This is a genomic window from Plantibacter sp. ME-Dv--P-095, assembly GCF_030209365.1.
In the GTDB taxonomy this organism is placed as follows: Bacteria; Actinomycetota; Actinomycetes; order Actinomycetales; family Microbacteriaceae; genus Plantibacter.
The window spans coordinates 231,163-255,165 of record NZ_JARVSB010000007.1 but is presented as its reverse complement, the minus strand read 5'-3'; the positions used below and the strand labels follow the sequence as shown (position 1 = coordinate 255,165).

Annotated in this window: 36 protein-coding genes; all 36 read right to left on the bottom strand. The window is 66.6% G+C overall.

Annotation, left to right across the window (positions count from 1 at the left end; all coding sequences use genetic code 11):
* Positions 1 to 49: 49 nt before the first annotated feature.
* The 36 genes from glmS to rplC all read right to left on the bottom strand — a co-directional run bounded on the left by glmS (position 50) and on the right by rplC (position 24,002).
* A complete protein-coding gene (gene glmS / locus QRN26_RS11165; protein ID WP_285036772.1) occupies positions 50 to 1,897 on the bottom strand; it encodes a glutamine--fructose-6-phosphate transaminase (isomerizing) in 1,848 nt (615 codons plus the stop codon).
* 81 nt (positions 1,898 to 1,978) lie between these two features.
* Positions 1,979 to 2,929: a type I pantothenate kinase gene (coaA, locus tag QRN26_RS11160; protein WP_056008070.1), complete on the bottom strand. Its 951-nt coding sequence runs from the start codon at positions 2,927 to 2,929 to the stop codon at positions 1,979 to 1,981.
* Positions 2,930 to 2,976: 47 nt separating this feature from the next.
* Complete coding sequence (glmM, locus tag QRN26_RS11155; protein ID WP_285036770.1) at positions 2,977 to 4,338, bottom strand: phosphoglucosamine mutase; 1,362 nt, start codon at positions 4,336 to 4,338, stop codon at positions 2,977 to 2,979.
* A gap of 25 nt (positions 4,339 to 4,363) precedes the next feature.
* Positions 4,364 to 4,849: a 30S ribosomal protein S9 gene (rpsI, locus tag QRN26_RS11150; protein WP_056008076.1), complete on the bottom strand. Its 486-nt coding sequence runs from the start codon at positions 4,847 to 4,849 to the stop codon at positions 4,364 to 4,366.
* 28 nt (positions 4,850 to 4,877) lie between these two features.
* Positions 4,878 to 5,324: a 50S ribosomal protein L13 gene (rplM, locus tag QRN26_RS11145; protein WP_056008079.1), complete on the bottom strand. Its 447-nt coding sequence runs from the start codon at positions 5,322 to 5,324 to the stop codon at positions 4,878 to 4,880.
* A gap of 174 nt (positions 5,325 to 5,498) precedes the next feature.
* A complete protein-coding gene (gene truA, locus QRN26_RS11140) occupies positions 5,499 to 6,443 on the bottom strand; it encodes a tRNA pseudouridine(38-40) synthase TruA (protein ID WP_285036767.1) in 945 nt (314 codons plus the stop codon).
* Positions 6,433 to 7,446, bottom strand: a complete 1,014-nt coding sequence (locus QRN26_RS11135) for a GNAT family N-acetyltransferase (RefSeq protein WP_285036765.1) — start codon at positions 7,444 to 7,446, stop codon at positions 6,433 to 6,435. The genes truA and QRN26_RS11135 overlap by 11 nt, the downstream gene beginning before the upstream one ends.
* Before the next feature lie 94 nt (positions 7,447 to 7,540).
* On the bottom strand, positions 7,541 to 8,098 hold the full coding sequence (gene rplQ, locus QRN26_RS11130) for a 50S ribosomal protein L17 (RefSeq protein ID WP_056778745.1): 558 nt from the start codon (positions 8,096 to 8,098) through the stop codon (positions 7,541 to 7,543).
* 44 nt (positions 8,099 to 8,142) lie between these two features.
* Positions 8,143 to 9,135 (bottom strand): DNA-directed RNA polymerase subunit alpha, encoded by a 993-nt coding sequence (locus QRN26_RS11125; protein WP_056008091.1) that lies wholly within the window; start codon positions 9,133 to 9,135, stop codon positions 8,143 to 8,145.
* Positions 9,136 to 9,292: 157 nt separating this feature from the next.
* Complete coding sequence (gene rpsK, locus QRN26_RS11120) at positions 9,293 to 9,691, bottom strand: 30S ribosomal protein S11 (RefSeq protein WP_056008094.1); 399 nt, start codon at positions 9,689 to 9,691, stop codon at positions 9,293 to 9,295.
* A 41-nt stretch (positions 9,692 to 9,732) separates the two neighbouring features.
* Positions 9,733 to 10,107 carry a 30S ribosomal protein S13 gene (gene rpsM / locus QRN26_RS11115; RefSeq protein WP_056008097.1) on the bottom strand — a complete coding sequence of 125 codons (375 nt, stop codon included), beginning with the start codon at positions 10,105 to 10,107 and terminating at the stop codon, positions 9,733 to 9,735.
* A gap of 161 nt (positions 10,108 to 10,268) precedes the next feature.
* The gene (gene rpmJ, locus QRN26_RS11110; RefSeq protein ID WP_021759549.1) at positions 10,269 to 10,382 is read right to left on the bottom strand and encodes a 50S ribosomal protein L36; all 114 of its coding nucleotides are present in this window, start codon (positions 10,380 to 10,382) and stop codon (positions 10,269 to 10,271) included.
* An 80-nt stretch (positions 10,383 to 10,462) separates the two neighbouring features.
* A complete protein-coding gene (gene infA / locus QRN26_RS11105) occupies positions 10,463 to 10,684 on the bottom strand; it encodes a translation initiation factor IF-1 (RefSeq protein ID WP_017885304.1) in 222 nt (73 codons plus the stop codon).
* 152 nt (positions 10,685 to 10,836) lie between these two features.
* A complete protein-coding gene (locus QRN26_RS11100) occupies positions 10,837 to 11,721 on the bottom strand; it encodes an aminodeoxychorismate lyase (protein ID WP_285036763.1) in 885 nt (294 codons plus the stop codon).
* 47 nt (positions 11,722 to 11,768) lie between these two features.
* Entirely contained in the window at positions 11,769 to 12,608 is an 840-nt protein-coding gene (gene map, locus QRN26_RS11095) for a type I methionyl aminopeptidase (protein ID WP_285036761.1), read from the bottom strand.
* 20 nt (positions 12,609 to 12,628) lie between these two features.
* On the bottom strand, positions 12,629 to 13,234 hold the full coding sequence (locus tag QRN26_RS11090; protein WP_285036759.1) for an adenylate kinase: 606 nt from the start codon (positions 13,232 to 13,234) through the stop codon (positions 12,629 to 12,631).
* Positions 13,231 to 14,559 (bottom strand): preprotein translocase subunit SecY, encoded by a 1,329-nt coding sequence (gene secY, locus QRN26_RS11085; RefSeq protein WP_056008105.1) that lies wholly within the window; start codon positions 14,557 to 14,559, stop codon positions 13,231 to 13,233. The genes QRN26_RS11090 and secY overlap by 4 nt, the downstream gene beginning before the upstream one ends.
* Before the next feature lie 93 nt (positions 14,560 to 14,652).
* Positions 14,653 to 15,249, bottom strand: a complete 597-nt coding sequence (gene rplO, locus QRN26_RS11080) for a 50S ribosomal protein L15 (protein ID WP_082455896.1) — start codon at positions 15,247 to 15,249, stop codon at positions 14,653 to 14,655.
* The gene (gene rpmD / locus QRN26_RS11075; protein WP_079001710.1) at positions 15,249 to 15,431 is read right to left on the bottom strand and encodes a 50S ribosomal protein L30; all 183 of its coding nucleotides are present in this window, start codon (positions 15,429 to 15,431) and stop codon (positions 15,249 to 15,251) included. The genes rplO and rpmD overlap by 1 nt, the downstream gene beginning before the upstream one ends.
* The gene (gene rpsE / locus QRN26_RS11070; protein ID WP_056008107.1) at positions 15,431 to 16,141 is read right to left on the bottom strand and encodes a 30S ribosomal protein S5; all 711 of its coding nucleotides are present in this window, start codon (positions 16,139 to 16,141) and stop codon (positions 15,431 to 15,433) included. The genes rpmD and rpsE overlap by 1 nt, the downstream gene beginning before the upstream one ends.
* Positions 16,138 to 16,497 (bottom strand): 50S ribosomal protein L18, encoded by a 360-nt coding sequence (gene rplR / locus QRN26_RS11065; protein WP_056008110.1) that lies wholly within the window; start codon positions 16,495 to 16,497, stop codon positions 16,138 to 16,140. The genes rpsE and rplR overlap by 4 nt, the downstream gene beginning before the upstream one ends.
* Before the next feature lie 2 nt (positions 16,498 to 16,499).
* Entirely contained in the window at positions 16,500 to 17,036 is a 537-nt protein-coding gene (gene rplF, locus QRN26_RS11060) for a 50S ribosomal protein L6 (RefSeq protein ID WP_056008113.1), read from the bottom strand.
* Positions 17,037 to 17,042: 6 nt separating this feature from the next.
* Positions 17,043 to 17,441 carry a 30S ribosomal protein S8 gene (rpsH, locus tag QRN26_RS11055; RefSeq protein WP_056008118.1) on the bottom strand — a complete coding sequence of 133 codons (399 nt, stop codon included), beginning with the start codon at positions 17,439 to 17,441 and terminating at the stop codon, positions 17,043 to 17,045.
* Positions 17,442 to 17,586: 145 nt separating this feature from the next.
* On the bottom strand, positions 17,587 to 18,171 hold the full coding sequence (rplE, locus tag QRN26_RS11050; protein ID WP_056008119.1) for a 50S ribosomal protein L5: 585 nt from the start codon (positions 18,169 to 18,171) through the stop codon (positions 17,587 to 17,589).
* Positions 18,171 to 18,530, bottom strand: a complete 360-nt coding sequence (gene rplX, locus QRN26_RS11045; protein WP_056008121.1) for a 50S ribosomal protein L24 — start codon at positions 18,528 to 18,530, stop codon at positions 18,171 to 18,173. Before rplX ends, rplE begins: the two co-directional genes overlap by 1 nt.
* 3 nt (positions 18,531 to 18,533) lie before the next feature.
* The gene (gene rplN / locus QRN26_RS11040; RefSeq protein WP_056008123.1) at positions 18,534 to 18,902 is read right to left on the bottom strand and encodes a 50S ribosomal protein L14; all 369 of its coding nucleotides are present in this window, start codon (positions 18,900 to 18,902) and stop codon (positions 18,534 to 18,536) included.
* Between the two features lie 31 nt (positions 18,903 to 18,933).
* On the bottom strand, positions 18,934 to 19,254 hold the full coding sequence (rpsQ, locus tag QRN26_RS11035; protein WP_056008125.1) for a 30S ribosomal protein S17: 321 nt from the start codon (positions 19,252 to 19,254) through the stop codon (positions 18,934 to 18,936).
* A gap of 2 nt (positions 19,255 to 19,256) precedes the next feature.
* On the bottom strand, positions 19,257 to 19,592 hold the full coding sequence (gene rpmC, locus QRN26_RS11030) for a 50S ribosomal protein L29 (protein ID WP_056008128.1): 336 nt from the start codon (positions 19,590 to 19,592) through the stop codon (positions 19,257 to 19,259).
* On the bottom strand, positions 19,592 to 20,011 hold the full coding sequence (gene rplP / locus QRN26_RS11025; RefSeq protein WP_056008131.1) for a 50S ribosomal protein L16: 420 nt from the start codon (positions 20,009 to 20,011) through the stop codon (positions 19,592 to 19,594). The genes rpmC and rplP overlap by 1 nt, the downstream gene beginning before the upstream one ends.
* 2 nt (positions 20,012 to 20,013) lie before the next feature.
* Positions 20,014 to 20,802, bottom strand: coding sequence for a 30S ribosomal protein S3 (gene rpsC / locus QRN26_RS11020; RefSeq protein WP_056008134.1), 789 nt, complete (start codon positions 20,800 to 20,802; stop codon positions 20,014 to 20,016).
* Positions 20,802 to 21,194, bottom strand: coding sequence for a 50S ribosomal protein L22 (gene rplV / locus QRN26_RS11015; RefSeq protein WP_056008137.1), 393 nt, complete (start codon positions 21,192 to 21,194; stop codon positions 20,802 to 20,804). The genes rpsC and rplV overlap by 1 nt, the downstream gene beginning before the upstream one ends.
* 26 nt (positions 21,195 to 21,220) lie before the next feature.
* Positions 21,221 to 21,502, bottom strand: a complete 282-nt coding sequence (gene rpsS, locus QRN26_RS11010; protein ID WP_056008140.1) for a 30S ribosomal protein S19 — start codon at positions 21,500 to 21,502, stop codon at positions 21,221 to 21,223.
* A 12-nt stretch (positions 21,503 to 21,514) separates the two neighbouring features.
* Positions 21,515 to 22,354, bottom strand: coding sequence for a 50S ribosomal protein L2 (rplB, locus tag QRN26_RS11005; protein WP_056008143.1), 840 nt, complete (start codon positions 22,352 to 22,354; stop codon positions 21,515 to 21,517).
* 28 nt (positions 22,355 to 22,382) lie between these two features.
* Positions 22,383 to 22,682 (bottom strand): 50S ribosomal protein L23, encoded by a 300-nt coding sequence (rplW, locus tag QRN26_RS11000; RefSeq protein WP_056008147.1) that lies wholly within the window; start codon positions 22,680 to 22,682, stop codon positions 22,383 to 22,385.
* Positions 22,679 to 23,344, bottom strand: a complete 666-nt coding sequence (rplD, locus tag QRN26_RS10995; protein ID WP_056778755.1) for a 50S ribosomal protein L4 — start codon at positions 23,342 to 23,344, stop codon at positions 22,679 to 22,681. The genes rplW and rplD overlap by 4 nt, the downstream gene beginning before the upstream one ends.
* 4 nt (positions 23,345 to 23,348) lie before the next feature.
* Positions 23,349 to 24,002: a 50S ribosomal protein L3 gene (rplC, locus tag QRN26_RS10990; RefSeq protein WP_056008154.1), complete on the bottom strand. Its 654-nt coding sequence runs from the start codon at positions 24,000 to 24,002 to the stop codon at positions 23,349 to 23,351.
* Position 24,003 lies beyond the last annotated feature (1 nt).

Below are 24,003 nucleotides of genomic sequence, written 5' to 3'. Positions count from 1 at the left end.
TGCGGAGCGGACCGGCCGACGGGCCACCTCGGACCCCGCGGACCGACGTCTACTCGACGGTGACGGACTTCGCCAGGTTGCGGGGCTGGTCGACGTCCAGACCCTTCGCCGTCGCGAGCTCCATCGCGAAGATGTGGAGCGGGATGACCGCGAGGAGCGGCTCGAAGAGCGGACCGGCGAGCGGGATCGGGATGACCTCGTCCGCCGAGGGCAGGACCGCTGCGTCACCCTGTTCGGCGATCGCGATCACCCGGGCACCGCGCGCGCGGATCTCCTCGATGGTCGAGACGACCTTCGGGTGCAGGATCGCAGAACCCCGCGGGCTCGGCACGACCACGAAGACGGGCTGGCCCGGCTCGATGAGGGCGATCGGTCCGTGCTTGAGCTCGCCACCGGCGAACCCTTCGGCATGGATGTAGGCGAGTTCCTTGAGCTTCAACGCACCCTCGAGGGCGATCGGATATCCGACGTGACGGCCGAGGAAGAGCACCGCTCGGGAATCGGCCATCCAGTGCGCGAGCTGAGCGATCTTCTCGGACGCACCGAGGATGCTGGCGATCTTGTCCGGGACGGCCTGCAGCTCCTCGACCTGCGCCGCCAGGAACTCCGGCGTCTGCGTGCCGCGGACGCGGGACAGGTGCAGGCCGAACAGGTAGAGCGCCGTGATCTGGGCGGTGAACGCCTTCGTCGACGCGACCGCGACCTCCGGCCCGGCGTGCGTGTACACGACGGCGTCGGACTCGCGGGCGATCGTCGCGCCCTGGGTGTTGCAGATCGACAGGGTCTTCGCGCCGGACTCGCTCGCGAAACGGACCGCCATGAGCGTGTCCATCGTCTCGCCCGACTGGCTCACCGAGATGACGAGGGTGCGGGCGTCGATCACCGGGTCGCGGTAGCGGAACTCGTGGCTGAGCTCCACGGTGACCGGGATGCCAGCCCAACGCTCGATCGCGTAGGTGCCGACGGTCCCGGCGTACGCGGCCGTCCCGCAGGCGATGATCACGATGCGGTCGATGTCGAGGAAGAGCTCGTCGAGGCCGGCGAGTTCCGGGATGACGACCTGTCCGCCCTCGACCCGTCCGCGGATCGTGTTGGCGACGGCGTCGGGCTCCTCGCTGATCTCCTTCGCCATGAAGCTCGACCAGCCACCCTTGTCGGCCGCGGACGCGTCCCACTGGATCTCGAACGGCTCGGTCACGACGTGGTTGCCGGAGAAGTCGGTGACCGTGACGTCGTCCGGGGTGATGACGACCATCTGGTCCTGGCCGATCGCGACCGCTCGCTGCGTGTACTGCACGAAGGCGGCCACGTCGGATCCGAGGAAGTTCTCGCCGTCGCCGAGGCCGATGACGAGCGGCGAGTTCCGGCGCGCTCCGATCACGACGCCGGGCAGCTCCTGGTGCATCGCGAGCAGGGTGAAGGCCCCGTCGAGCCGGGCGACGACGCGGCGGAAGGCCTCGGTGAGGTCGCCCGTCGACCGGTACTCACGGCCGATGAGGACCGCGGCGATCTCCGTGTCGGTGTCGCTCTCGAAGGTGAACCCGTCGGCGAGGAGTTCGGCACGCAACTCGGCGAAGTTCTCGATGATGCCGTTGTGGATGAGCGCGAGGCGCCCCTCGTCGCCGAGGTGCGGGTGCGCGTTGCGGTCGGTCGGTCCGCCGTGCGTGGCCCAGCGGGTGTGGCCGATGCCGGTCGTCCCGGGGGCGATCGGGTTCGCGGCGAGGTCCTCGGTGAGGACGGCGAGCTTCCCGGCACGCTTGCGCGTGTTCATCGAACCCGTCGCGTCGAGGACGGCGATCCCGGCGGAGTCGTACCCCCGGTACTCGAGCCGCTTCAATCCGCCCATCAGGACGTCGACCGTCTTGTCGTTCCCGACGTACCCCACGATTCCACACATGTAGAGCAGCATAATCGCGCGATTTTGCGAGGATGCTGCACCAACTCGCGCAGCTCGACGGTCAGGTGCCGGACGGGGCGCTCAGAGCTTGCGGAGCAACACCGAGGACACGGTGTGGTCCGAGTCCTTGCGCAGGACGAGCTTCGCCCGGGAGCGGGTCGGGCGGATGTTGTCGACGAGGTTCGGCTCGTTGATCGACCGCCAGAATCCGCGCGCCTGATCGGCGGCCTCCTCGTCGGAGAGCTCGGCGAAGACGTTGAAGAAGGAGTTCGGGTTGGAGAACGCGCCGCGCTTCAACGCCATGAACCGGTCGACGTACCAGGACTCGATGTCGCGCGTCCTGGCGTCGACGTAGATGCTGAAGTCGAAGAGGTCGCTGATCGCGAGGCCACTCGCGGTCGCGGCCGGTTGCAGGACGTTCAGCCCCTCGACGATCAGGACGTCGGGACGCCGCACGACCACCTGCGCCGTCGGGATGATGTCGTAACGGAGATGCGAGTAGAACGGCGCCCGCACCTCGGCGGCCCCACTCTTCACAGCCGTGATGAACCGCAGGAGGGCCCGGCGGTCGTAGGACTCCGGGAAGCCCTTGCGATCCATGATGCCGCGTCGCTGCAGCTCCTCGTTCGGGTACAGGAACCCGTCGGTCGTCACGAGTTCGACGTGCGGGGTGTCCGGCCAGCGCGAGAGCAGCTCCCGCAGCAGTCGGGCGATCGTCGACTTGCCGACGGCCACCGAGCCCGCGACCCCGATGACGAACGGGGTGCGGAGGGCCTGATCACCGAGGAACCGACTCGTCGCCCGCCCGAGGTCCTGCGTCCCCTTCGCGTACAGGCTGAGCAGCCGGCTGAGCGGTACGTAGACTTCCTCGACCTCCCGCATGTCGAGGCGGTCGCCGAGGCCGCGGATCTGCACGACCTCGGTCTCGCTGAGCGGCGTGGACGTCTCGGGAGCGAGTCGCGCCCACTCGGCGCGGTCGATCTCCACGTAGGGCGTCGGTTGCCCGGAGGCCCCACTCGTCGTCGAAGTCATGCGATCACTCTTCCACAGCTGGACCCACCGGCCCGCCGCCGGACGACTCAGATGGCGAGTCGTTCGCGGACGACGTCGGCGAGACGATGGGCCAAGCGGTCCGCCGTCGGCTGGTCGGCCGCCTCGACCATGACCCGGACGAGCGGTTCCGTGCCCGACGGACGCAGGAGCACACGGCCCTCGTCGCCGAGCTCGGCCTCCGCGTCGCGGACCGCGACGTCGACGACCTCGTCGCCGACGAGTCGGTTGCGGTCGACGCCCGTGACGTTGACGAGGATCTGCGGGTACACCTGCATGACCTCGGCGAGCTGGGCGAGGGTCTTGCCGGTGCGCGCCATCTCGGCCACGATGTGCAGGCCCGTGAGGATGCCGTCGCCGGTGGTCGCGTAGTCGGCCATGATGACGTGGCCCGACTGCTCACCGCCCAGCGAGTAGGCGTGCTCGTTCATCGCCTCGAGGACGTAGCGGTCGCCCACACCGGTCTGCACGACCGTGATGCCGTGCTCCCGCATGGCCACGTGCAATCCGAGGTTGCTCATGACGGTCGCGACGAGCGTGTCGTCCTTGAGCTTGCCGCGCTCCTGCATCGAGACCGCGAGGATCGCCATGATCTGGTCGCCGTCGACGATCTTGCCGTCGGCGTCGACCGCCAGGCACCGGTCCGCGTCGCCGTCGTGCGCGATGCCCAGATCGGCGCCGTGCTCGAGGACCGCCCGTGACAGGAGGTCGAGGTGCGTCGAGCCGACCCCGTCGTTGATGTTCATGCCATCGGGGTCGTTGCCGATGATCGTGACCCGCGCGCCGGCGTCGCGGAAGGTCTCCGGTGACACGCCGGCGGCAGCGCCGTGCGCACAGTCCAGGACGACGTGGATGCCGTCCAGGCGGTTGGGCAGGCTGCCGAGCAGGTGGACGACGTAGCGGTCCTCGGCGTCGGCGAACCGGACGATGCGACCGACGTCGGCACCGGTCGGGCTGAGCTTGGGGCGGTCGAGGTATTCCTCGATCCGGCGCTCCACGGCGTCGGGGAGCTTGGTGCCACCACGGGCGAAGATCTTGATGCCGTTGTCGGGCGCGGGGTTGTGCGAGGCGGAGATCATCACGCCGAAGTCGGCGTCGATGTCGGCGATGAGGAACGCCGTCGCGGGCGTCGGCAGGACGCCTGCCTCGAGCACGTCGACGCCCGAGGACGCCAGGCCCGCCGCGACGGCGGCGGACAGGAACTCGCCGGAGATGCGGGGGTCGCGTGCGAGCACGGCGACCGGACGCTTCCCGGCGGCACGGCGGGCCTCAGCACTACGGCCTTGCCCAAGCACCACTGCGGTGGCTTGGGCAAGGCCGAGAGCGAGGTCTGCCGTCAGGTCGGCGTTCGCGAGACCGCGAACACCGTCGGTACCAAACAGCTGAGGCATTGAGCTTCGCTTGTCCTGAGCGCGATTAGCGCTTCGAGAACTGCGGAGCCTTACGGGCCTTCTTGAGTCCGGCCTTCTTGCGCTCCTTGACGCGAGCGTCGCGGGAGAGGAAGCCGGCCTTCTTCAGCGTGGCGCGGTTGTTCTCCTCGTCGATCTGGTTGAGCGAGCGCGCGATGCCGAGACGCAGCGCACCGGCCTGGCCCGAGGGGCCACCACCGGAGATGCGTGCGATGACGTCGTAGCCGCCGACCAGGTCGAGGACGGTGAACGGGTCGTTGATGAGCTGCTGGTGCAGCTTGTTCGGGAAGTAGTCCTCGAGCGTGCGGCCGTTGACCGTGATGGTGCCGCTGCCGGGGACGAGGCGCACGCGGGCGATGGCCTGCTTGCGGCGACCGACGGCTGCGCCGGGGACGCTCAGCACGGCGCGAGGCGCGGTGACAGCTGCTTCAGGAGCCGACTCGGTGGAGTAGCTCTGCGGGGTCTCTTCGATGGAATCTGCGATGTTCGCCACTGTAAAATCCTTTTTTCTTGTCCGGTGCTTACTGGGCGACCTGGTCGAGCGTGAACGGCTTGGGCTGCTGAGCGGCGTGAGGGTGCTCGCTGCCGGTGTAGACCTTGAGCTTCTTCAGCTGGTCGCGGCCGAGGGAGTTCTTCGGCAGCATGCCGCGGATCGCCTTCTCGACGGCGCGGATCGGGTTCTTCTCGAGGAGCTCGGCGTAGGTGACGGCCGAGAGCCCGCCCGGGTAACCGGAGTGGCGATAGGCCTTCTTCTGCAGGAGCTTGGCGCCGGTGAGGGCGACCTTGTCTGCGTTGACGATGATGACGAAGTCGCCACCGTCCATGTGCGGGGAGAAGGTCGCCTTGTGCTTGCCGCGCAGGAGCGCTGCGGCGTGGCTGGCCAGGCGGCCGAGGACCACGTCGGTGGCGTCGATGACGACCCAGTCGTGCGTGATCTCACTGGCCTTCGGGGAATACGTGCGCGTCACAATAGTGCTGCTTTCTGGTCGGAGTTGGTCGTTCGTGAATCCCGCTCCTGTTGGGAGTTCCGATCGGAACGCCCGAGGTGGAGGGCTCAACTTCGGGTACCGCACCGCAGAAGGCGCAGGCACCAACGGGAGAGTCTACGTGATCACCCCTCGTCGGTCAATTCACACCCGCGATCAGTCGGCGCCCGCCGCGACGTGTTCGTGGCTCCGCCGCTGCCGGGTCGTCGCCGCGCGGGACTGCAAGAGACCGGGCTCCGGATACCCGACGTCGACGAGGGTCAGTCCCCGCGCCGGCATGACCCGGAAGTCGATCTCCCGGTGCCCGCCGTCCCGGAGCCGGACGACCTCCTCGAGCGACAGACGCCCCTCCCCCACGGCGACGCAGGCACCGACGAGCGAACGGACCATGCTGTGGCAGAACGCGTCGGCGGTGAGTCGGGCGACGAGCACACCCGCGTCGTCGCGTTCCCAGCTGAAGGCCTGCAGGGTGCGGATGGTCGTGGCCCGAGGTCGCGGCTTGCAGTAAGCCTGGAAGTCGTGGAGTCCGACGAGGGACGCCGCCGCCTGCTGGAGCAGCTCGAGGTCGAGTGAGGAGGTCGTCCAGCTCGTGGTGCGGCGGACGATCGGATCCTTGCGCACGCCGGCGTCTGCGAGCCGGTACCGGTAATGACGCCAGACGGCGGAGAACCGCGCGTCGAAGCCCTCCGGAGCCGGCTCGGCCGCGTGGATGACCACGTCGCGATCCATCCCGAGGACGCCGTTCAGTCGCCGGGCCAGCAGGGTGCTCGCGCTCTCGAAACGCGGAGAGCCGTCGGGGAACTCCGCGTGGCGGCCCTGCAGGCGGGTGATTTTCGCCAACTGGGGTTCGGTCAGGTCGAGGTGCGCCACCTGGCCCGATGCGTGGACACCGGCGTCGGTGCGGCCTGCTACCACGAACCGCGGCACGGGTGGAACGGTCTTCCCGAGCACCCGGTAGAGCGCCTCCTCGAGGACGCCCTCGACCGTCCGCAGGCCGGGTTGCTTCGCCCACCCGGCGAAGTCCGTCCCGTCGTAGGCGATCGCGAGTTTGAACCGCTGCGCCGGAAGGACACCCTCCGCCTCGGACGCGTCACCGCTCACGGACGTACGCCAGATCACGCGTCGTCGCGACGAACCCCTGCCGTTCGTAGAGCCCGAGCGCTCCCGTCGGACTGGCCGTGTCGACCTCGAGCGTCGCCCGCTCCAGACCGGCCGCCTGGATCCGTCGGAGTGCCGCGGCGAGGAGGGCCGGAGCCAGGCGCCGCCCGCGCCAGTCGCGGACGGTACCCACCAGGGCGATGTAGGCGCTCGTGAAGCCCTGAGCAGACCAGCTGTCCTCGTCGACCTCCGCCAGGGTGAACCCGACGACCCGTCCGTCGTCGGCGACCGCCACCACCGAGAGGTCGTCTCGGAAGTGTGCGCCGCCCACGAACTGCGCCCACATCGCCGGAACCGTCTCGAGGCTCCCCCAGTGGTCGCGGAAGGAGTCGTTCCGTGCGTCGCGCGTGCGATCGGCGAACTCGGGCCGGTACTCCTCGAGCGTGACGCCGGCGGGGACGTCGATCTCCTCGACCGGCCGGGAGAGGTCGCGCTCCATGATGGTGAAGTAGCGTGCCACGCCGAACCCGAACCGCTCCAACAACCGCGCCGCCGCGGTGTTGCGTTCGTCGACGTAGGCCCGCGAGGAGGCCGGAGCGCCCGCCTCCACCGAGGCCAGCTGCTGCTCGGACCGCTTGAGGGACCAGGCGAGCAGGACACGACCGATCCCACGCTCGCGCCACGCGGGGTGCACGCCGCCGAACACGTAGGAGTACACGGAGACGTCCCTCGACGGCGACAGGATCACCATCGCGTAGGCGACGAGCGTCCCGTCCTCGGCGAACGCGAGCAGACTGTCGGTCGCCATGTCGATCCACTCGTGATCGAACTCGTCGGCGATCTCGTCACGGCTCGTCACCCGGTGGGGGTTGTCGAAGGGGTCCATCGCGCGGCACAGCGCGACGATGTCGTCGATGTCCGCGCGCTCCGCCGGACGCCACTGCGTGATCTCGGGGTGCTGCGGACCGGCTGGCTGGCCGGCCGGAACGGCAGGAGTGGTACTCATACCTCCAGCCTAGGACACCGTCGAAACGTGCCCGGGAACGACGGAACCCCGCCCTCCGTGCGGAGAGCGGGGTTCCGTTGGTGTGGTGCCGAACCTACTTGGCGTCCTTCGCGGGAGCCTCGTCGGTGGTCTCGCCGGCGTCGACCGACTCGCCGTCGGTCTCCGTTGCCTCGACTGCCTCAGCAGCCTCGACCTCGGCCTCGGCGGCAGCGGGCGTCTCCTCGGCAGGAGCCTCGTCGACCGGCGCTGCGGCGTGCTTCGCCGACTGCTTGGCCGGCTTCGCCTTCGGCGTGACGGGCTCGAGGACGAGCTCGATCACGGCCATCGGAGCGTTGTCGCCCTTGCGGTAGCCGGTCTTGATGATGCGCGTGTAGCCGCCCTGACGGTCGGCGACGAGCGGAGCGATCTCCGTGAAGAGCTCGTGGACGACGCTCTTGTCGGTGATGGTCGCGAGCACCCGACGGCGGGCGTGCAGGTCGCCACGCTTCGCGAAGGTGATCAGGCGCTCAGCGAGCGGACGAAGACGCTTCGCCTTGGTCTCGGTGGTCTGGATGCGCTTGTGGGTGAACAGCGCAGCAGCGAGGTTGGCGAGCAGCAGACGCTCGTGAGCGGGGCCGCCTCCGAGGCGGGGTCCCTTGGTGGGAGTAGGCATTCTTGTCTCTCTTCAGGTTGGAAAGTCGTCAGGTGGATCGCGAGCTAGGAGACGGTCTCGTCGTCGTAGCCGCTGTAGAAGTGGGCGCCGTCGAACCCGGGGACCGAGTCCTTCAGCGAGAGGCCCATTTCGGTGAGCTTGTCGCGAACCTCATCCACCGACTTCTGACCGAAGTTGCGGATGTTCATGAGCTGCGTCTCCGACAGCGCGACGAGCTCGCTGACGTTGTTGATGCCCTCACGCTTGAGGCAGTTGTACGAGCGCACGGAGAGGTCGAGGTCCTCGATCGGGATCGAGAGCTCGCCGGGCAGCACGGCGTCGACCGGCGCGGGGCCGATCTCGATGCCTTCTGCGGCGGTGTTGAGCTCGCGGGCCAGACCGAACAGCTCGGTCAGCGTGCGACCGGCCGACGCGATGGCGTCGCGCGGCGTGATCGCCGGCTTCGACTCGACGTCGACGACCAGGCGGTCGAAGTCGGTGCGCTCACCGGCACGAGTCGCCTCGACGCGGTAGGTGACCTTGAGGACGGGCGAGTAGATCGAGTCGACGGGGATCTGACCGGCTTCGCTGAACTCGTTGCGGTTCTGCGTCGCCGAGACGTAGCCACGGCCACGCTCGATCGTGAGCTCGAGCTCGAACTTCGCCTTGTCGTTGAGCGTCGCGATGACCAGGTCCGGGTTGTGGACCTCGACACCGGCCGGAGCCGAGATGTCGGCCGCGGTGACCTGGCCTGCGCCGGTCTTGCGGAGGTACGCCGTGATCGGCTCGTCGTGCTCGCTGGAGACGACGAGACCCTTGATGTTCAGGATGATCTCGGTGACGTCTTCCTTGACACCGGGGATGGTGCTGAACTCGTGCAGCACACCGTCGATGCGGATGCTCGTGACTGCGGCGCCCGGGATGGACGACAGCAGGGTGCGACGGAGCGAGTTCCCGAGGGTGTACCCGAAGCCTGGCTCGAGCGGCTCGATGATGAACCGGCTGCGGAACTCCGAGATGGATTCTTCGGTGAGCGTAGGGCGCTGTGCGATGAGCACTATGGATTCCTTTCGGCTAAGTGTCCGCTATATGACACTTGCGTTGGCGAGGTATTGAATTGTGTTCGCTGGCCCTGGTCACCAGGACCATGCCGTGATCCGTCCGCGGCGATCAGATGATCGCCACGGACGGATCACGGCCGGTGAACCGAAGGAATTAGACGCGGCGACGCTTCGGGGGGCGGCAACCGTTGTGTGCCTGAGGCGTGACGTCGTTGATCGATCCGACCTCGAGGCCTGCGGCCTGGAGCGAACGGATCGCGGTCTCGCGGCCGGAGCCCGGTCCCTTGACGAAGACGTCGACCTTCTTCATGCCGTGCTCCTGCGCCTGACGCGCAGCCGACTCGGCGGCGAGCTGTGCGGCGAACGGGGTCGACTTGCGCGAACCCTTGAAGCCGACGCCACCGGACGAAGCCCAGCTGATGACCGCGCCCGAGGGGTCGGTGATCGAGACGATCGTGTTGTTGAACGTCGACTTGATGTGGGCCTGGCCCACGGCGATGTTCTTCTTTTCCTTCTTACGCGGCTTCCGAACGGCCGACTTTGGTGCTGCCATGAATATCTCCTGAGTCCTATGACGAGGCGACTAGGCGGGGCCTAGCGGGCCTTCTTCTTGCCGGCGACGGTGCGCTTCGGGCCCTTGCGGGTGCGCGCATTGGTCTTGGTGCGCTGGCCGTGGACCGGAAGGCCACGACGGTGACGGATGCCCTGGTAGGACCCGATCTCCACCTTGCGGCGGATGTCGGCGGCGACCTCACGGCGGAGGTCACCCTCGACCTTGAAGGTGCCCTCGATGTAATCGCGCAGGGCGATCAGCTGGTCATCGGTGAGATCCTTCACGCGGATGTCTCCGCTGATGCCGGTGTCGGCGAGGGTCTTGAGTGACCGCGTGCGGCCAACACCGTAGATGTACGTCAGTGCAACTTCCACGCGCTTGTCGCGTGGGATGTCTACGCCGGCGAGACGTGCCATGGTGGCTTCTCCTAGGAGTTGTGGAGGTGTGGAGCAATTCCGGTGCTCGGGCCTCCGACCCGAGGTGTCCCCCGCCGCGCTTGCGCGTTGCAGGATATGGAACTGCCGTTAGAGGGGTGCTGCTGTGGTGCTTAGGGCTGCGTGCTGCAGGTCCTCTGAGATCAACCCTGGCGCTGCTTGTGGCGCGGGTTCTCGCAGATGACCATGACGCGGCCGTTGCGACGGATGACCTTGCACTTGTCGCAGATCTTCTTGACGCTGGGCTTGACCTTCATAGTTCTCTCTTTTCGCTGTCGTCGTGCCGGGCCCGACACCGGTTGGTGGCGGCGCGTCCGGCCGTTACTTACAGCGCGACCTACTTGTAGCGGTAGACGATCCGACCACGGGTCAGGTCGTAGGGGGTCAGTTCCACGATCACGCGGTCCTCTGGGAGGATGCGGATGTAGTGCTGACGCATTTTGCCCGAAATGTGGGCAAGTACCTTGTGTCCGTTGGTCAGCTCAACGCGGAACATCGCGTTGGGCAGAGCCTCGACCACTTGGCCCTCGATCTCGATGACGCCGTCTTTTTTGGCCATAGCCTCACTGTCGCTCAGGTTGAGTCGCACTGGTCGTGCGGATGGATTGCGGTGCGGATGTCGGCTCGCCGAAGGCATGCAGAAAGCACCAAAGATCGATTCTATGCTATGTTTCGGCGTTTCACCAACTCAACGTCGAGAGGCGCCCGTCGTCACTCGGTCCGCGCGAGGAGGGCGGCGTTCAGCTCCGCCGTGAGTCCTCGGTCGATGCCGACCGGCCGGCCGTCGACGGCTGCGACGGGGGCGGCCAGCCGCACGCTCGACAGCAACCACACCGCATCGGCCTGCATCACATCGTCCGGGGTCAGCATGCGGTGTTCACACGGGTGTCCCTCGGCTTCGAGGTACTCCCAGAGCGCCAGTTGCGTGGTGCCGGGGAGGATCCCGCTCGACGCGGGCGGCGTGACGAAGGTGCCCCTGATCCGGGCGACCACGGTCGAGGTCGGCCCCTCGAGCACGAACCCGTCGCTGCTCACGAAGAGCACGTCGTCCGCGCCACGACGGTGCGCCTCCCGGAGGGCGGCCATGTTGACCGCGTACGAGAGCGTCTTCGCGCCCGCGAGCAGCCAGGGCGACCGCTCCTGGACGTCACTCGACAGGCCACGATCCAGGAGCACGACCTCGATCCCGTCCGCTCGTTCCGGGAATCCGCTCGCCGGTGTCGCCGAGACCCAGGCCGTCGGACGCTCACCGCTCCCCCGGGTGAGGACGAGACGCACCGCGCTCTGCTCGGCGTCCGGGAGCGCTGCGACCGCGCGATCGACAGCCGTCCGCCACTGCGCGTGGTTCGGCGCAGGCAGGTCGAGGATGGCCGCCGATTCGGTCAGCCGGGCGAGGTGCGCGTCGACCGACTGCGCGTGGCGCCCGACCACACCGATCGTCTCGAAGATCCCGTCGCCGCGTGCCGGCCCCAGGTCGAAGACGCTCAGGACACCGGAGCCGTCACCGCCGGAGGTGATCGACGCTTCGAGCGTCGCCTCGTCGGCCACGGCGTCTGCTGGCAGGACGTCGAGCAGGAACACGATCGGAGCACTCATGACGAGCAACTCTACCGGTGGCGCAGCCGACGCCGGCAGCGCGGTGATCAGGCGGGGCGGACCGGTGTGACGCCGAACGCGGCCAGGGCGGCAGCGCCGCCATCTGGCGCCGTCAGCACCCAGATGCCGTCGCGGTGCACGGCCACGCTGTGCTCCCAGTGCGCGGCAGCCGCACCGTCGAGCGTGGCGACCGTCCATTCGTCGTCGCGGACGAAGGTGTCGGGGCTCCCCGCCACCACCATCGGCTCGATGGCCACGACGAGCCCGGGCTTCACCTCGGGGCCGCGCTGGCGGACGCGGTAGTTGAAGACCGGCGGTGCCTCGTGCATCGTGCGACCGATGCCGTGACCGACGTAATCGGTGAGGATGCCGTACGGACGTCCCTTAGGGGAATGGTCCTCGACGTACTCCTCGATCGCCGCACCGACCTGATTGAGGTGACGCGCCGTCGCGAGTTCGGCGATGCCGGCCCACAGCGACCCTTCGGTCACGGCCGACAACCGCTCGCGCTCGGCGACGAGTTCCGGACGGCTCGGGTCGGGCAGGACGATGGTCATCGCCGAATCGCCGTTCCAGCCGTCGATCTCCGCCCCGCTGTCGACCGAGACGATGTCACCGGGAGCGAGGACCCGGCCGCCGGGGATCCCGTGCACGACGTCGTCGTTCACCGAGGTGCAGACCGTGTGCCGGTATCCCGGGACGAGCTTGAAGTTGGAGTGGCCGCCGGCAGCGATGATCGCCGCCTCCGCCACCGCGTCGAGCTGCAGGGTCATGACTCCGGGAGCGATCCGTTCGCGGACCGCGTCGAGCGACGCCGCCGTGGCGAGCCCGGGCGCGATCATCGCGCGCATCTGCTCGGGGGTCTTGTAAATCGACTTCCGGAACACCGTACTGGAGGCGTTCTGCGTCAGACGGCGGGCACGATGATGCCGCGAGCTGCCAACGCGGCATCGATCCGGGCGGTCACCTCGGACACCTCACCGAGTCCGTCCACGGCGACGACGAGTCCGCGCGCGGTGAAGACCTCGATCAGCGGAGCCGTCTCCTTCGCGTACAGCTCGAGCCGGTGACGGATGACCTCTTCGGTGTCGTCGGGGCGACCTTCCGCTTCAGCACGCTTCAGCAACCGGACGACGACCTCCTCCGTCTCGGCCTGCAACTGCACGACCGCGTCGAGACTCGTGCCGTTCTCCGCGAGGAGCGCGTCGAGCGCGACGACCTGGTCGGTCGTGCGCGGGTACCCGTCGAGCAGGAACCCGTCGAGGGCGTCCGGCTGGTGCAGGCGGTCGCGCACGATCTCGTTGGTCAACGAGTCCGGGACGTAGCCGCCCCCGCGGACGAGCTCCTGGACCTGCTTGCCGAGCGGCGTGCCGCCCTTGATGTTCGCGCGGAAGATGTCTCCGGTCGAGATCGCCGGGATGCCGAAGCGCTCCGACAGGAAGGCTGCCTGCGTGCCCTTGCCGGACCCGGGAGGACCGACGATGAGCAGACGGGGCTTTCCGGACGCGCTCAACGCAGGAGTCCTTCGTAGTGGCGCTGCTGGAGCTGCGAGTCGATCTGCTTCACCGTCTCGAGGCCGACGCCGACGATGATGAGGATCGATGCGCCGCCGAAGGGGAAGTTCGCATTCGCGCCGACGAGCGCCAGAGCGATGAGTGGCAGGAGCGCGATCAACCCCAGATAAATCGAGCCGGGGAGCGTGACCCGTGTCAGCACGTAGTCGAGGTACTCGGCCGTCGGGCGACCCGCGCGGATGCCGGGGATGAAGCCGCCGTACTTCTTCATGTTGTCGGCGACCTCTTCTGGGTTGAAGGTGATCGCGACGTAGAAGTAGGTGAACCCGACGATGAGCAGGAAGTACATGAGCATGTACAGCGGGTGGTCGCCCTTGGTGAGGTACTGCTGGATCCAGAGGACCCACGGCGCCGGCGTACCGGTCGTCGGCTGGTTGAACTGCGCGATGAGGGCCGGCAGGTACAGGATCGACGACGCGAAGATGACGGGCACCACACCGGCCATGTTGACCTTGATGGGGATGTAGGTGTTGTTGCCGCCGTAGGTGCGGCGTCCGACCATGCGCTTGGCGTACTGCACGGGGATGCGGCGCTGCGACTGTTCGACGAACACGACGAGCCCGACGATGACCAGCCCGACGGCGAGGACGAGGAGGAAGACCTCCGGTCCCTTCGCAGTCCAGATGGCGGCGAGCGAACCGGGGAAGGTCGCGGCGATCGAGGTGAAGATGAGGAGGGACATGCCGTTGCCGACACCACGCTCGGTGACGAGCTCGGCCATCCACATGACGAGGCCGGTGCCGGCCGTCATGGTGACGACCATGAGGAGCATGCCGTACCAGGTGCCGCCCTGGGCGGTGATGAGGTCGGCGCAGACGCCGCCCTGGTTCCCGAAGAGCGCACCGCTCTTCGCGACCGTGATCAGCGTCGTCGACTGGAGGATGCCGAGGAAGATCGTCAGGTAGCGGGTGTACTGCGTCAGCTTGCCCTGGCCGGACTGGCCTTCCTTGTGCAGCGTCTCGAAGTGCGGGATGACCACGCGGAGCAGCTGGACGATGATCGACGCGGTGATGTAGGGCATGATGCCCAGCGCGAAGATGGAGAGTTGGAGGAGAGCGCCACCGCTGAAGAGGTTGACGAGCTCGTAGAGGCCCGAAGCTCCGGCTGCCTGCTGGTTCGCGAGGCACTGCTGCACGTTCGGGAAGTTCACGAACGGAGCTGGGATGAAGGACCCGAGCCGATAGATGGCGATGATTCCGAGTGTGAACCCGATCTTCCGACGAAGATCCGGGGTCCGGAAGATCCGGCCGATGGCGGTGAACAAAAGGGGCCTCCTGTGGGATGGTGCGGGGTCGGCCCGGGTGACCGGCATGATGCCGGCCACCCGAGTGAGCTCCTGTGCGGAGCCGGCCGAGGGCTACTTGACGCTGCCCCCGGCTGCCACGATCTTCTGCTCAGCTGAGCCGGAGACCTTGTCGACCGCGACATTCAGCTTAACCGAGATGTCACCGTTTCCGAGAACCTTGACCTTCTCGTTCTTCCGGACGGCACCCTTGGCGACGAGGTCGACCGTGGTGACGTCGCCACCCTTGGGGTACAGCTCGGCGAGCTTCTCCAGGTTCACGACCTGGTACTCGACGCGGAAGGGGTTCTTGAAGCCACGGAGCTTCGGGGTGCGCATGTGCAGCGGCATCTGCCCACCCTCGAAGCCGACCTTGACGTTGTAGCGGGCCTTCGTACCCTTGGTACCGCGACCAGCGGTCTTACCCTTGGACGCCTCACCGCGACCGACGCGCATCCGGGCCTTCTTGGCACCGGCGGCGGGACGGAGGTGGTGGACCTTCAGGACCTGCTCGCGCTTCTCGGCGGGCTCGTCCGTCGCGGGCTTCTTGGCAGCAGCAGCCTTGGGGGCCGCCTTCGCCTTCGGCTCGGACTTCGCAGCGGCCGTCTTCGGAGCTGCCTTCGCAGCGGCCTTGGGGGCCTTCTCCTCAGTGGTTTCGTTCTTCTCAGCCATTAGTCGATCTCCTCAACCTGTACGAGGTGAGCAACAGTGTTCACGTAGCCGCGGTTCTGTGCGTTGTCCGGACGGACGACGACAGCACCGATGCGACGGAGCCCCAGGCTGCGAAGCGTGTCGCGCTGGTTCTGCTTCTCACTAATTCTGCCCTTGATCTGGGTGATCCTCAGCTGGGCCATCAGGCACCTACCTTCGCAGCAGCGGCCGCCTGAACGGCCTCTGCCTCTGCGCGGAGCAGACGGGCCGGAGCGACCTGGTCGAACTCGAGACCACGACGAGCTGCAACGGCACGAGGTTCCTCGAGCTGCTTCAGCGCCGTGACGGTCGCGTGGACGATGTTGATCGTGTTGGACGAACCGAGCGACTTGCTCAGGACGTCGTGGATACCGGCGCACTCGAGGACGGCGCGGACCGGACCACCGGCGATGACACCGGTACCGGCGGCGGCGGGGCGCAGGAGCACCACACCGGCTGCCGCCTCACCCTGGGTGGGGTGCGGGATGGTCGAACCGACGCGCGGGACGCGGAAGAAGTTCTTCTTCGCCTCCTCGACGCCCTTCGCGATCGCGAGGGGCACTTCGCGGGCCTTGCCGTAGCCGACGCCGACCATGCCGTTGCCGTCTCCGACGACCACGAGGGCGGTGAAGCTGAAGCGACGACCACCCTTCACGACCTTCGAGACACGGTTGATGGTCACGACGCGCTCCAGGAACTGGCTCTTGTCGCTGTCGCGGCTTCCGCGGTCGCGGTTCGGGTTGCGCTCACGGCCTCCGCGACGCGCCTCGCGCGGCTCGCGGTCACCGGTCGGTGCCGTCGACGCCGCGGTCTCGACCGGGGCCTCGGCCACGGTTGCGACAGGCTCTTGCAGCTGCTTGTTGTCTTCGCTCACAGGTTCAATCCGCCCTCTCGAGCACCATCGGCAATTGCTGCCACGCGACCTGCGTAGCGGTTGCCTCCACGGTCAAATACGACATCTTCGATGCCGGCTGCCTTTGCACGCTCGGCGATGAGTTCGCCGACCTTGCGCGACTTGGCGGTCTTGTCGCCGTCGAACGTCCGGAGGGTGTCCTCCATGGTCGAGGCGGAGACGAGGGTGTGACCCTTCGTGTCATCGACAACCTGCACGAACACGTGACGGGCTGAACGGTTGACGACGAGGCGCGGACGGACCGCGGTGCCCTCGACCTTCTTGCGCAGACGCGCGTGGCGACGGCCACGTGCGGCAGTCTTCGTTGGACGAGCCATGGTTACTTACCAGCCTTTCCGGCCTTGCGACGCACGATCTCGCCGGCGTAGCGCACGCCCTTGCCCTTGTACGGCTCGGGCTTGCGGATCTTACGGATGTTGGCGGCGACCTCGCCGACGGCCTGCTTGTCGATACCGGCGACCGTGAGCTTGTTGTTGCCCTCGACGGTCAGCGTGATGCCGACCGGCGGCTCGACGGTGACGGGGTGCGAGAAGCCGAGCGCGAACTCGACGGCGCTGCCCTTCTGTGCGACGCGGTAACCGGTACCGACGACCTCGAGGCCCTTGGAGTAGCCCTGGGTGACGCCGATGATCTGGTTCGCGATGAGCGTGCGGGTCAGGCCGTGGAGCGAACGCGAGTTGCGCTCGTCGTCGGGACGCGTGACCAGCAACTGTGCGTCTTCGAGCTTGACCTCGATGGGGCTGGCGACGACGAGCGAGAGCTCACCCTTCGGGCCCTTGACGGTGACGTTCTGGCCGGCGACGTCGATGGTGACGCCTGCCGGGATGTCGATGGGGAGTCTTCCAATACGAGACATGACTGGCTACCACACGTAGGCGAGGATTTCCCCACCCACGCCCTTCTTCTCGGCCTGGCGGTCCGTGAGGAGTCCGCTGGAGGTGGACAGGATGACGACGCCGAGGCCGCCGAGGACCTTGGGGATCTCGTTCGACTTCGCGTAGACGCGGAGGCCGGGCTTCGAGACGCGCTTGATGCCGGCGATGGAGCGCTCGCGGTTCGGGCCGAACTTGAGGCTCAGCGAGAGCGTCTGTCCGACGGCCGCGTCTGCGACCTCCCAGCCGGAGATGTAGCCCTCGGACTTGAGGATCTCGGCGATGTTCACCTTGAGCTTGGAGTGCGGCATCGACACGGTGTCGTGGTGCGCCGAGTTCGCATTGCGCAGTCTGGTCAGCATGTCTGCGACCGGATCTGTCATGGTCATATCGAGTGTTTCCTTTGTTCACCAGGTTTCGACATCCTGTGCAAGGGTGCCGACCTGTGGTGGTTGAACCGTTCTGGGCAGGAGCGCCCCGAACGGGCGGAAGCCCGGTCCTCGACATACACCGAGGACCGGGCAGAAGCTCAGCCTACTTGGACTCAGCTGCCTTGAACGGGAAGCCGAGCGCCTTGAGCAGCGCGCGACCCTCGTCGTCGTTCTTGGCCGTGGTCACGACGGTGATGTCGAAGCCGCGGACGCGATCGATCTTGTCCTGGTCGATCTCGTGGAACATGGACTGCTCCTGGAGACCGAAGGTGTAGTTGCCGTTGCCGTCGAACTGCTTGTCCGAGAGGCCGCGGAAGTCGCGGATACGCGGAAGAGCGAGGCTCAGCAGGCGGTCCAGGAACTCCCAGGCGCGGTCGCCACGAAGCGTGACGTGAGCGCCGATGGGCTGACCCTCGCGCAGCTTGAACTGCGCGATGGACTTGCGAGCCTTGGTGACCTGCGGCTTCTGGCCGGTGATCTTGGTGAGGTCCGAAACAGCGCCGTCGATGACCTTGCTGTCGCGGGCTGCCTCGCCCACACCGGTGTTGACGACGACCTTCACGAGACCGGGCACCTGGTGCACGTTCGTGAAGCCGAAGTCCTTCTGCAGCTGCGGAAGGATCTCAGCGCGGTACTTCTGCTTGAGACGGGGCTGGATTTTGCCAGTCGCCACTTCTGTGTCGGTCATTAGAGGTCCTTACCTGACTTCTTGGCGTAACGAACGCGGACCGTCTTGGTGACGCCGTCCTTCGTGACTTCCTCGTTGCGGTGGCCGACCTTCGTCGGGCCCTTGGTCTCCGGGTCGACGAGCGCGACGTTGGAGATGTGGATCGAAGCCTCGACGGTCTCGATGCCGCCGGTCTTCGTCCCACGCTGGGTCTGGCCGACACGGGAGTGCTTCGTGACGTAGTTGACGCCCTCCACGATCACCCGGTTCTTGTCCGCCAGGACCTCGATGACGCGACCCTGCTTGCCGCGGTAACCACCGCGGTCCTGCTTCGGGCCGGAGACGACCTGAACCAGGTCGCCCTTCTTGATCTTTGCCATGACTTAGATAACCTCCGGCGCCAACGAGACGATCTTCATGAACTTCTTGTCACGAAGCTCGCGACCGACCGGTCCGAAGATGCGGGTACCACGGGGGTCCCCGTCAGCCTTCAGGATGACAGCGGCGTTCTCGTCGAACTTGATGTAGGAACCGTCGGGACGACGGGTCTGCTTGCGGGTGCGGACGATGACCGCCTTGACGACGTCGCCCTTCTTGACGTTGCCACCGGGGATCGCGTCCTTGACGGTCGCGACGATGGTGTCACCGAGACCCGCGTAGCGGCGGCCGGAGCCACCGAGCACACGAATGGTCAGGAGCTCCTTGGCACCGGTGTTGTCGGCGACCTTGACTCGTGATTCTTGCTGAAGCATTGTTCGCTTTCCTCTCAGTAAGCCGCGAGGCCTACTTGGCCTTCTCGAGAATCTCGACCAGGCGCCAGCGCTTGGTGGCGCTGGTCGGGCGGGTCTCGCTGATCAGGACGAGGTCGCCGATACCGGCGGAGTTCGCCTCGTCGTGAGCCTTGACCTTGGAGGTGCGGCGGATGACCTTGCCGTAGAGCGGGTGCTTCACGCGGTCCTCGACCTCGACGACGATGGTCTTCTCCATCTTGTCGCTGGTCACCAGACCACGACGGGTCTTGCGGTAGCCACGAGCAGCGGCGTCCTTGACGTCGTGCTCGGCCGACTCGTGACCCTCGGGGGCCTTGTCAGTAGCGGTAGCCATGTCTAGGCCTCCTTCGTGGTCTCGGCGTCGGCTGCAGCGGTGTCCTCGGACTTCGGTGCGGCCTTGGCCTTCTTGGTCTTCTTCTCGGCCTTGGCCTCGACGACCTCGACGGTCGGCGTGGCCCGGATGCCGAGCTCGCGCTCACGGATGACCGTGTAGATGCGAGCGATGTCGCGCTTCACGGCGCGCAGGCGGCCGTGGTTCTCGAGCTGTCCCGTGGCCGACTGGAAGCGCAGGTTGAACAGCTCTTCCTTGGCCTTGCGGAGCTCCTCGACGAGGCGCTGGTCTTCAAAGGTGTCGAGCTCGACGGGGGTGAGCTCCTTGGATCCGATCGCCATTATGCGTCGCCCTCCTCGCGCTTGATGATGCGTGCCTTGAGGGGCAGCTTGTGGATTGCACGGGTGAGCGCCTCGCGGGCCAGGGTCTCATCGACTCCGGCGACCTCGAACAGCACACGACCCGGCTTGACGTTCGCGACCCACCACTCGGGCGAACCCTTACCGGAACCCATGCGGGTTTCGGCGGGCTTCTTGGTCAGCGGACGGTCGGGGTAGATGTTGATCCACACCTTGCCGCCGCGCTTGATGTGACGCGTCATGGCGATACGAGCGGACTCGATCTGACGGTTGGTCACGTAAGCGGGCGTCAGGGCCTGGATGCCGTACTCACCGAACGACACCTTGGTGCCACCGGTTGCCTGGCCGGAACGGCCGGGGTGGTGCTGCTTCCGGTGCTTGACTTTGCGTGGGATCAACATGGTTATGCCTCAACTCCTGCGGCGGCGGGCGCCTCGACAGCTGCCTTGGGGGCGCTGCTCGGACCGGCGTTGCGACGGGGGCGGTCGCCACCGTCACGGCGCTCGGGACGCGTCGACTTCTGGTTGGCCTGCTCGCGAGCAAGCTCCTTGTTGGTGATGTCGCCCTTGTAGATCCAGACCTTCACGCCGATGCGGCCGAACGTGGTCTTCGCCTCGTAGAAGCCGTAGTCGATGTTCGCGCGGAGCGTGTGCAGCGGCACACGGCCTTCGCGGTAGAACTCGGAACGGCTCATCTCAGCGCCGCCGAGACGGCCGGACACCTGGATACGGACACCCTTGACGGTGGACGTGCGCTGGGCGCCCTGCAGGCCCTTACGCATCGCGCGGCGGAAGGCCACACGTGCGGAGAGCTGCTCGGCGATGCCCTGTGCGACGAGCTGAGCGTCGGCCTCGGGGTTCTTGACCTCGAGGATGTTCAGCTGGATCTGCTTCTTCGTGAGCTTCTCGAGGTCGGCACGGATGCGCTCGGCCTCGGCGCCACGACGACCGATCACGATGCCCGGACGGGCGGTGTGAATGTCGACGCGGACGCGGTCACGGGTTCGCTCGATCTCGATGCGGCTGACTCCAGCGCGGTCGAGCGAGGTCGCCAGCAGACGGCGGATCTTGACGTCTTCCGCGACGAAGTCGCTGTAACGCTGACCCTTCTTCGTGCTGTCGGAGAACCAACGCGACACGTGGTCGGTCGTGATTCCCAGACGGAAGCCGTATGGATTGACTTTCTGACCCATTACTTGCTCACCTTCTTGGCCTTGGCAGCGCCGGCAGTCTCATCAGGCGTCGAGAGCTCGACGGTGATGTGGCTGGTGCGCTTGAGGATGCGGAACGCGCGGCCCTGTGCGCGGGGACGGAAACGCTTGAGGGTTGCACCCTCATCGACGTACGCCTTCGCGATGTACAGGTCCTGCTCGTCCAGGAACACGTTGTCCTTGTCGGCCGTGACGCGAGCGTTCGCGATGGCCGAGGCAACGAGCTTGTAGATGGGCTCGCTAGCACTCTGCGGTGCGAACTTCAGGATGGCCAAGGCCTCCTGAGCCTGCTTGCCACGGATGAGCGCGACGACACGACGGGCCTTCTGGGGGGTGACGCGGATGTGTCGCACGCGGGCGATCGACTCCACCATTTCTCTTCCTCCTTCACGTCACCGCGTTAGCGGCGACGGCCCTTCTTGTCGTCCTTCACGTGTCCACGGAAGGTGCGGGTGGGCGCGAACTCGCCGAGCTTGTGCCCGACCATCGTCTCGGTGACGAACACCGGGATGTGCTTGCGACCGTCGTGGACGGCGATGGTGTGACCCAGCATGGCCGGGATGATCATCGATCGACGCGACCAGGTCTTGATCACGTTCTTGTTGCTGGCCTCGTTCGCCGTGACGACCTTGCGGAGCAGGTGGTCGTCGACGAAGGGGCCCTTCTTGAGACTGCGTGGCATCTTCTCTTACTCCTACTTACGCTTCTTGCCGGCGGTACGACGACGAACGATGAGCTTGTCGCTTTCCTTGTTGGGGTGGCGCGTGCGGCCTTCTTTCTGGCCCCACGGGCTGACCGGGTGACGTCCACCGGAGGTCTTGCCCTCACCACCACCGTGCGGGTGGTCGATCGGGTTCATCGCGACACCACGGACGGTCGGGCGGACGCCCAGCCAGCGCTTACGGCCGGCCTTACCCCAGTTGATGTTCGACTGCTCGGCGTTGCCGACCTCACCGATGGTGGCGCGGCAGCGCAGGTCGACGTTGCGGATCTCGCCGGACGGCAGACGGAGCTGCGCGTACGGGCCGTCCTTCGCGACGAGACGCACCGATGCACCCGCGGAGCGGGCCATCTTCGCGCCGCCACCGGGACGGAGCTCGATCGCGTGGATGACGGTACCGGTCGGGATGTTCTTCAAGGGCAGGTTGTTACCCGGCTTGATGTCCGCGCCGGCGCCCGACTCGACGATGTCGCCCTGGCTCAGCTTGTTCGGAGCGAGGATGTAGCGCTTGGTGCCGTCCACGAAGTGGAGCAGCGCGATACGAGCCGTGCGGTTGGGGTCGTACTCGATGTGAGCGACCTTGGCGTTGACGCCGTCCTTGTCGTTGCGACGGAAGTCGATCAGACGGTACTGGCGCTTGTGGCCACCACCGATGTGACGCGTCGTGATGCGGCCCTGGTTGTTGCGACCACCGGTCTTCGACAACGGACGAAGCAGCGACTTCTCCGGCGTCGTACGGGTGATCTCCGCGAAGTCCGCGACAGACGAACCGCGACGACCAGGAGTCGTGGGCTTGTACTTACGAATAGCCATTTCTTATTCCTCTTCGTTCCCGGCCGTCTTAGCCAACAGCCGTGAAGATGTCGATGGAACCCGACTTGAGCGACACGATGGCGCGCTTGGTGTCCTTGCGCTTTCCGGTGCCGAACTTGGTGCGACGGGTCTTGCCCTGACGGGTGAGGGTGTTGATCGAAGCGACCTCGACACCGAAGATCTTCTCGATGGCGAGCTTGATCTCGGTCTTGTTCGAGCGCGGGTCGACGAGGAAGGTGTACTTGCCCTCGTCGATCAGGCTGTAGCTCTTCTCGGAGACGACCGGCGCGAAGATGACGTCGCGGGGGTCCTTGTTGATCGCGGTCATGCCGAGACCTCCTCGGTTGCGGCCTTGGCGCCGGTCTTGCTGGCGACGAATGCCTCGAAGGCGGCCTTGGTGAAGACGATGTCGTCGGAGACGAGCACGTCGTATGCGTTCAGCTGGTCGTACGACAGCACGTGCACGTTCTGCAGGTTGCGGACGCTGCGGTGGCTGAGCTCGTCGTCGCGCTGGAGGACGATCAGGACGTGCTTCGAGGAAGCGACGTTCGTCAGGTACTCGGAGACGACCTTCGTCGACGGCTTCTCGCCGAACGAGAGGGAGTCGACGACGTGGAGGCGGCTGCCACGAGCGCGGTCGGAGATGGCACCGAGCAGAGCTGCGGCGATCATCTTCTTGGGGGTGCGCTGCGAGTAGCTGCGGGGCACTGGACCGTGGACGATGCCACCGCCGGTCATCTGAGGTGCGCGGATGGAGCCCTGACGAGCGTTACCCGTGCCCTTCTGCTTGAACGGCTTGCGGCCTGCACCGGACACTTCGCCGCGGCGCTTGGTCTTGTGCGTGCCCTGGCGTGCGGCAGCGAGCTGCGCGACGACCACCTGGTGGATGAGCGGGATGTTGGTCTGAACGTCGAACACCTCGGCAGGAAGGTCGACGGTGCCGGCCTTCTTGAGCTTGGTGTCGAGCACGTCGAGAGTAGCGATAGCCATGGAACTACGCTCCCTTCACTGCGGTGCGGACGAATACGATGCGGCCACGAGCGCCGGGAACGGCACCCTTGACGAGCAGCAGGCCCTTCTCGGCGTCGATCGCGTGAACCCGGAGGTTCAGCACGGTGACGCGCTCGCCACCCATACGACCGGCCATGCGCATGCCCTTGAAGACACGGCTGGGGGTCGAGGAGGCGCCGATGGAACCCGGCTTGCGGTGGTTGCGGTGAGCACCGTGAGATGCGCCCGTTCCCTTGAAGTTGTGACGCTTCATGACACCGGCGAAACCCTTACCCTTCGAAGTGCCGACGACGTCGACCTTCTGGCCGGCCTCGAAGACACCGTCGACGGTGAGCTCCTGGCCGAGCGAGTACTCGGATGCGTCAGCGGTGCGGACCTCGGTGAGGTGACGACGCGGCGTCACGCCGGCCTTGTCGAAGTGACCCGCGTCAGGCTTGCTGACCTTGCGGGGATCGATCTGGCCGTACGCGATCTGCACGGCGTCGTAGCCGTCGACCTCGGGGGTGCGGACCTGGGTGACCACGTTGGGCGTGATCTCGATGACGGTGACGGGAACGAGCTTGTTGTTCTCGTCCCATACCTGGGTCATGCCGAGCTTGGTGCCGAGCAGACCCTTGCTGGTCTTGGTGTTAGACATG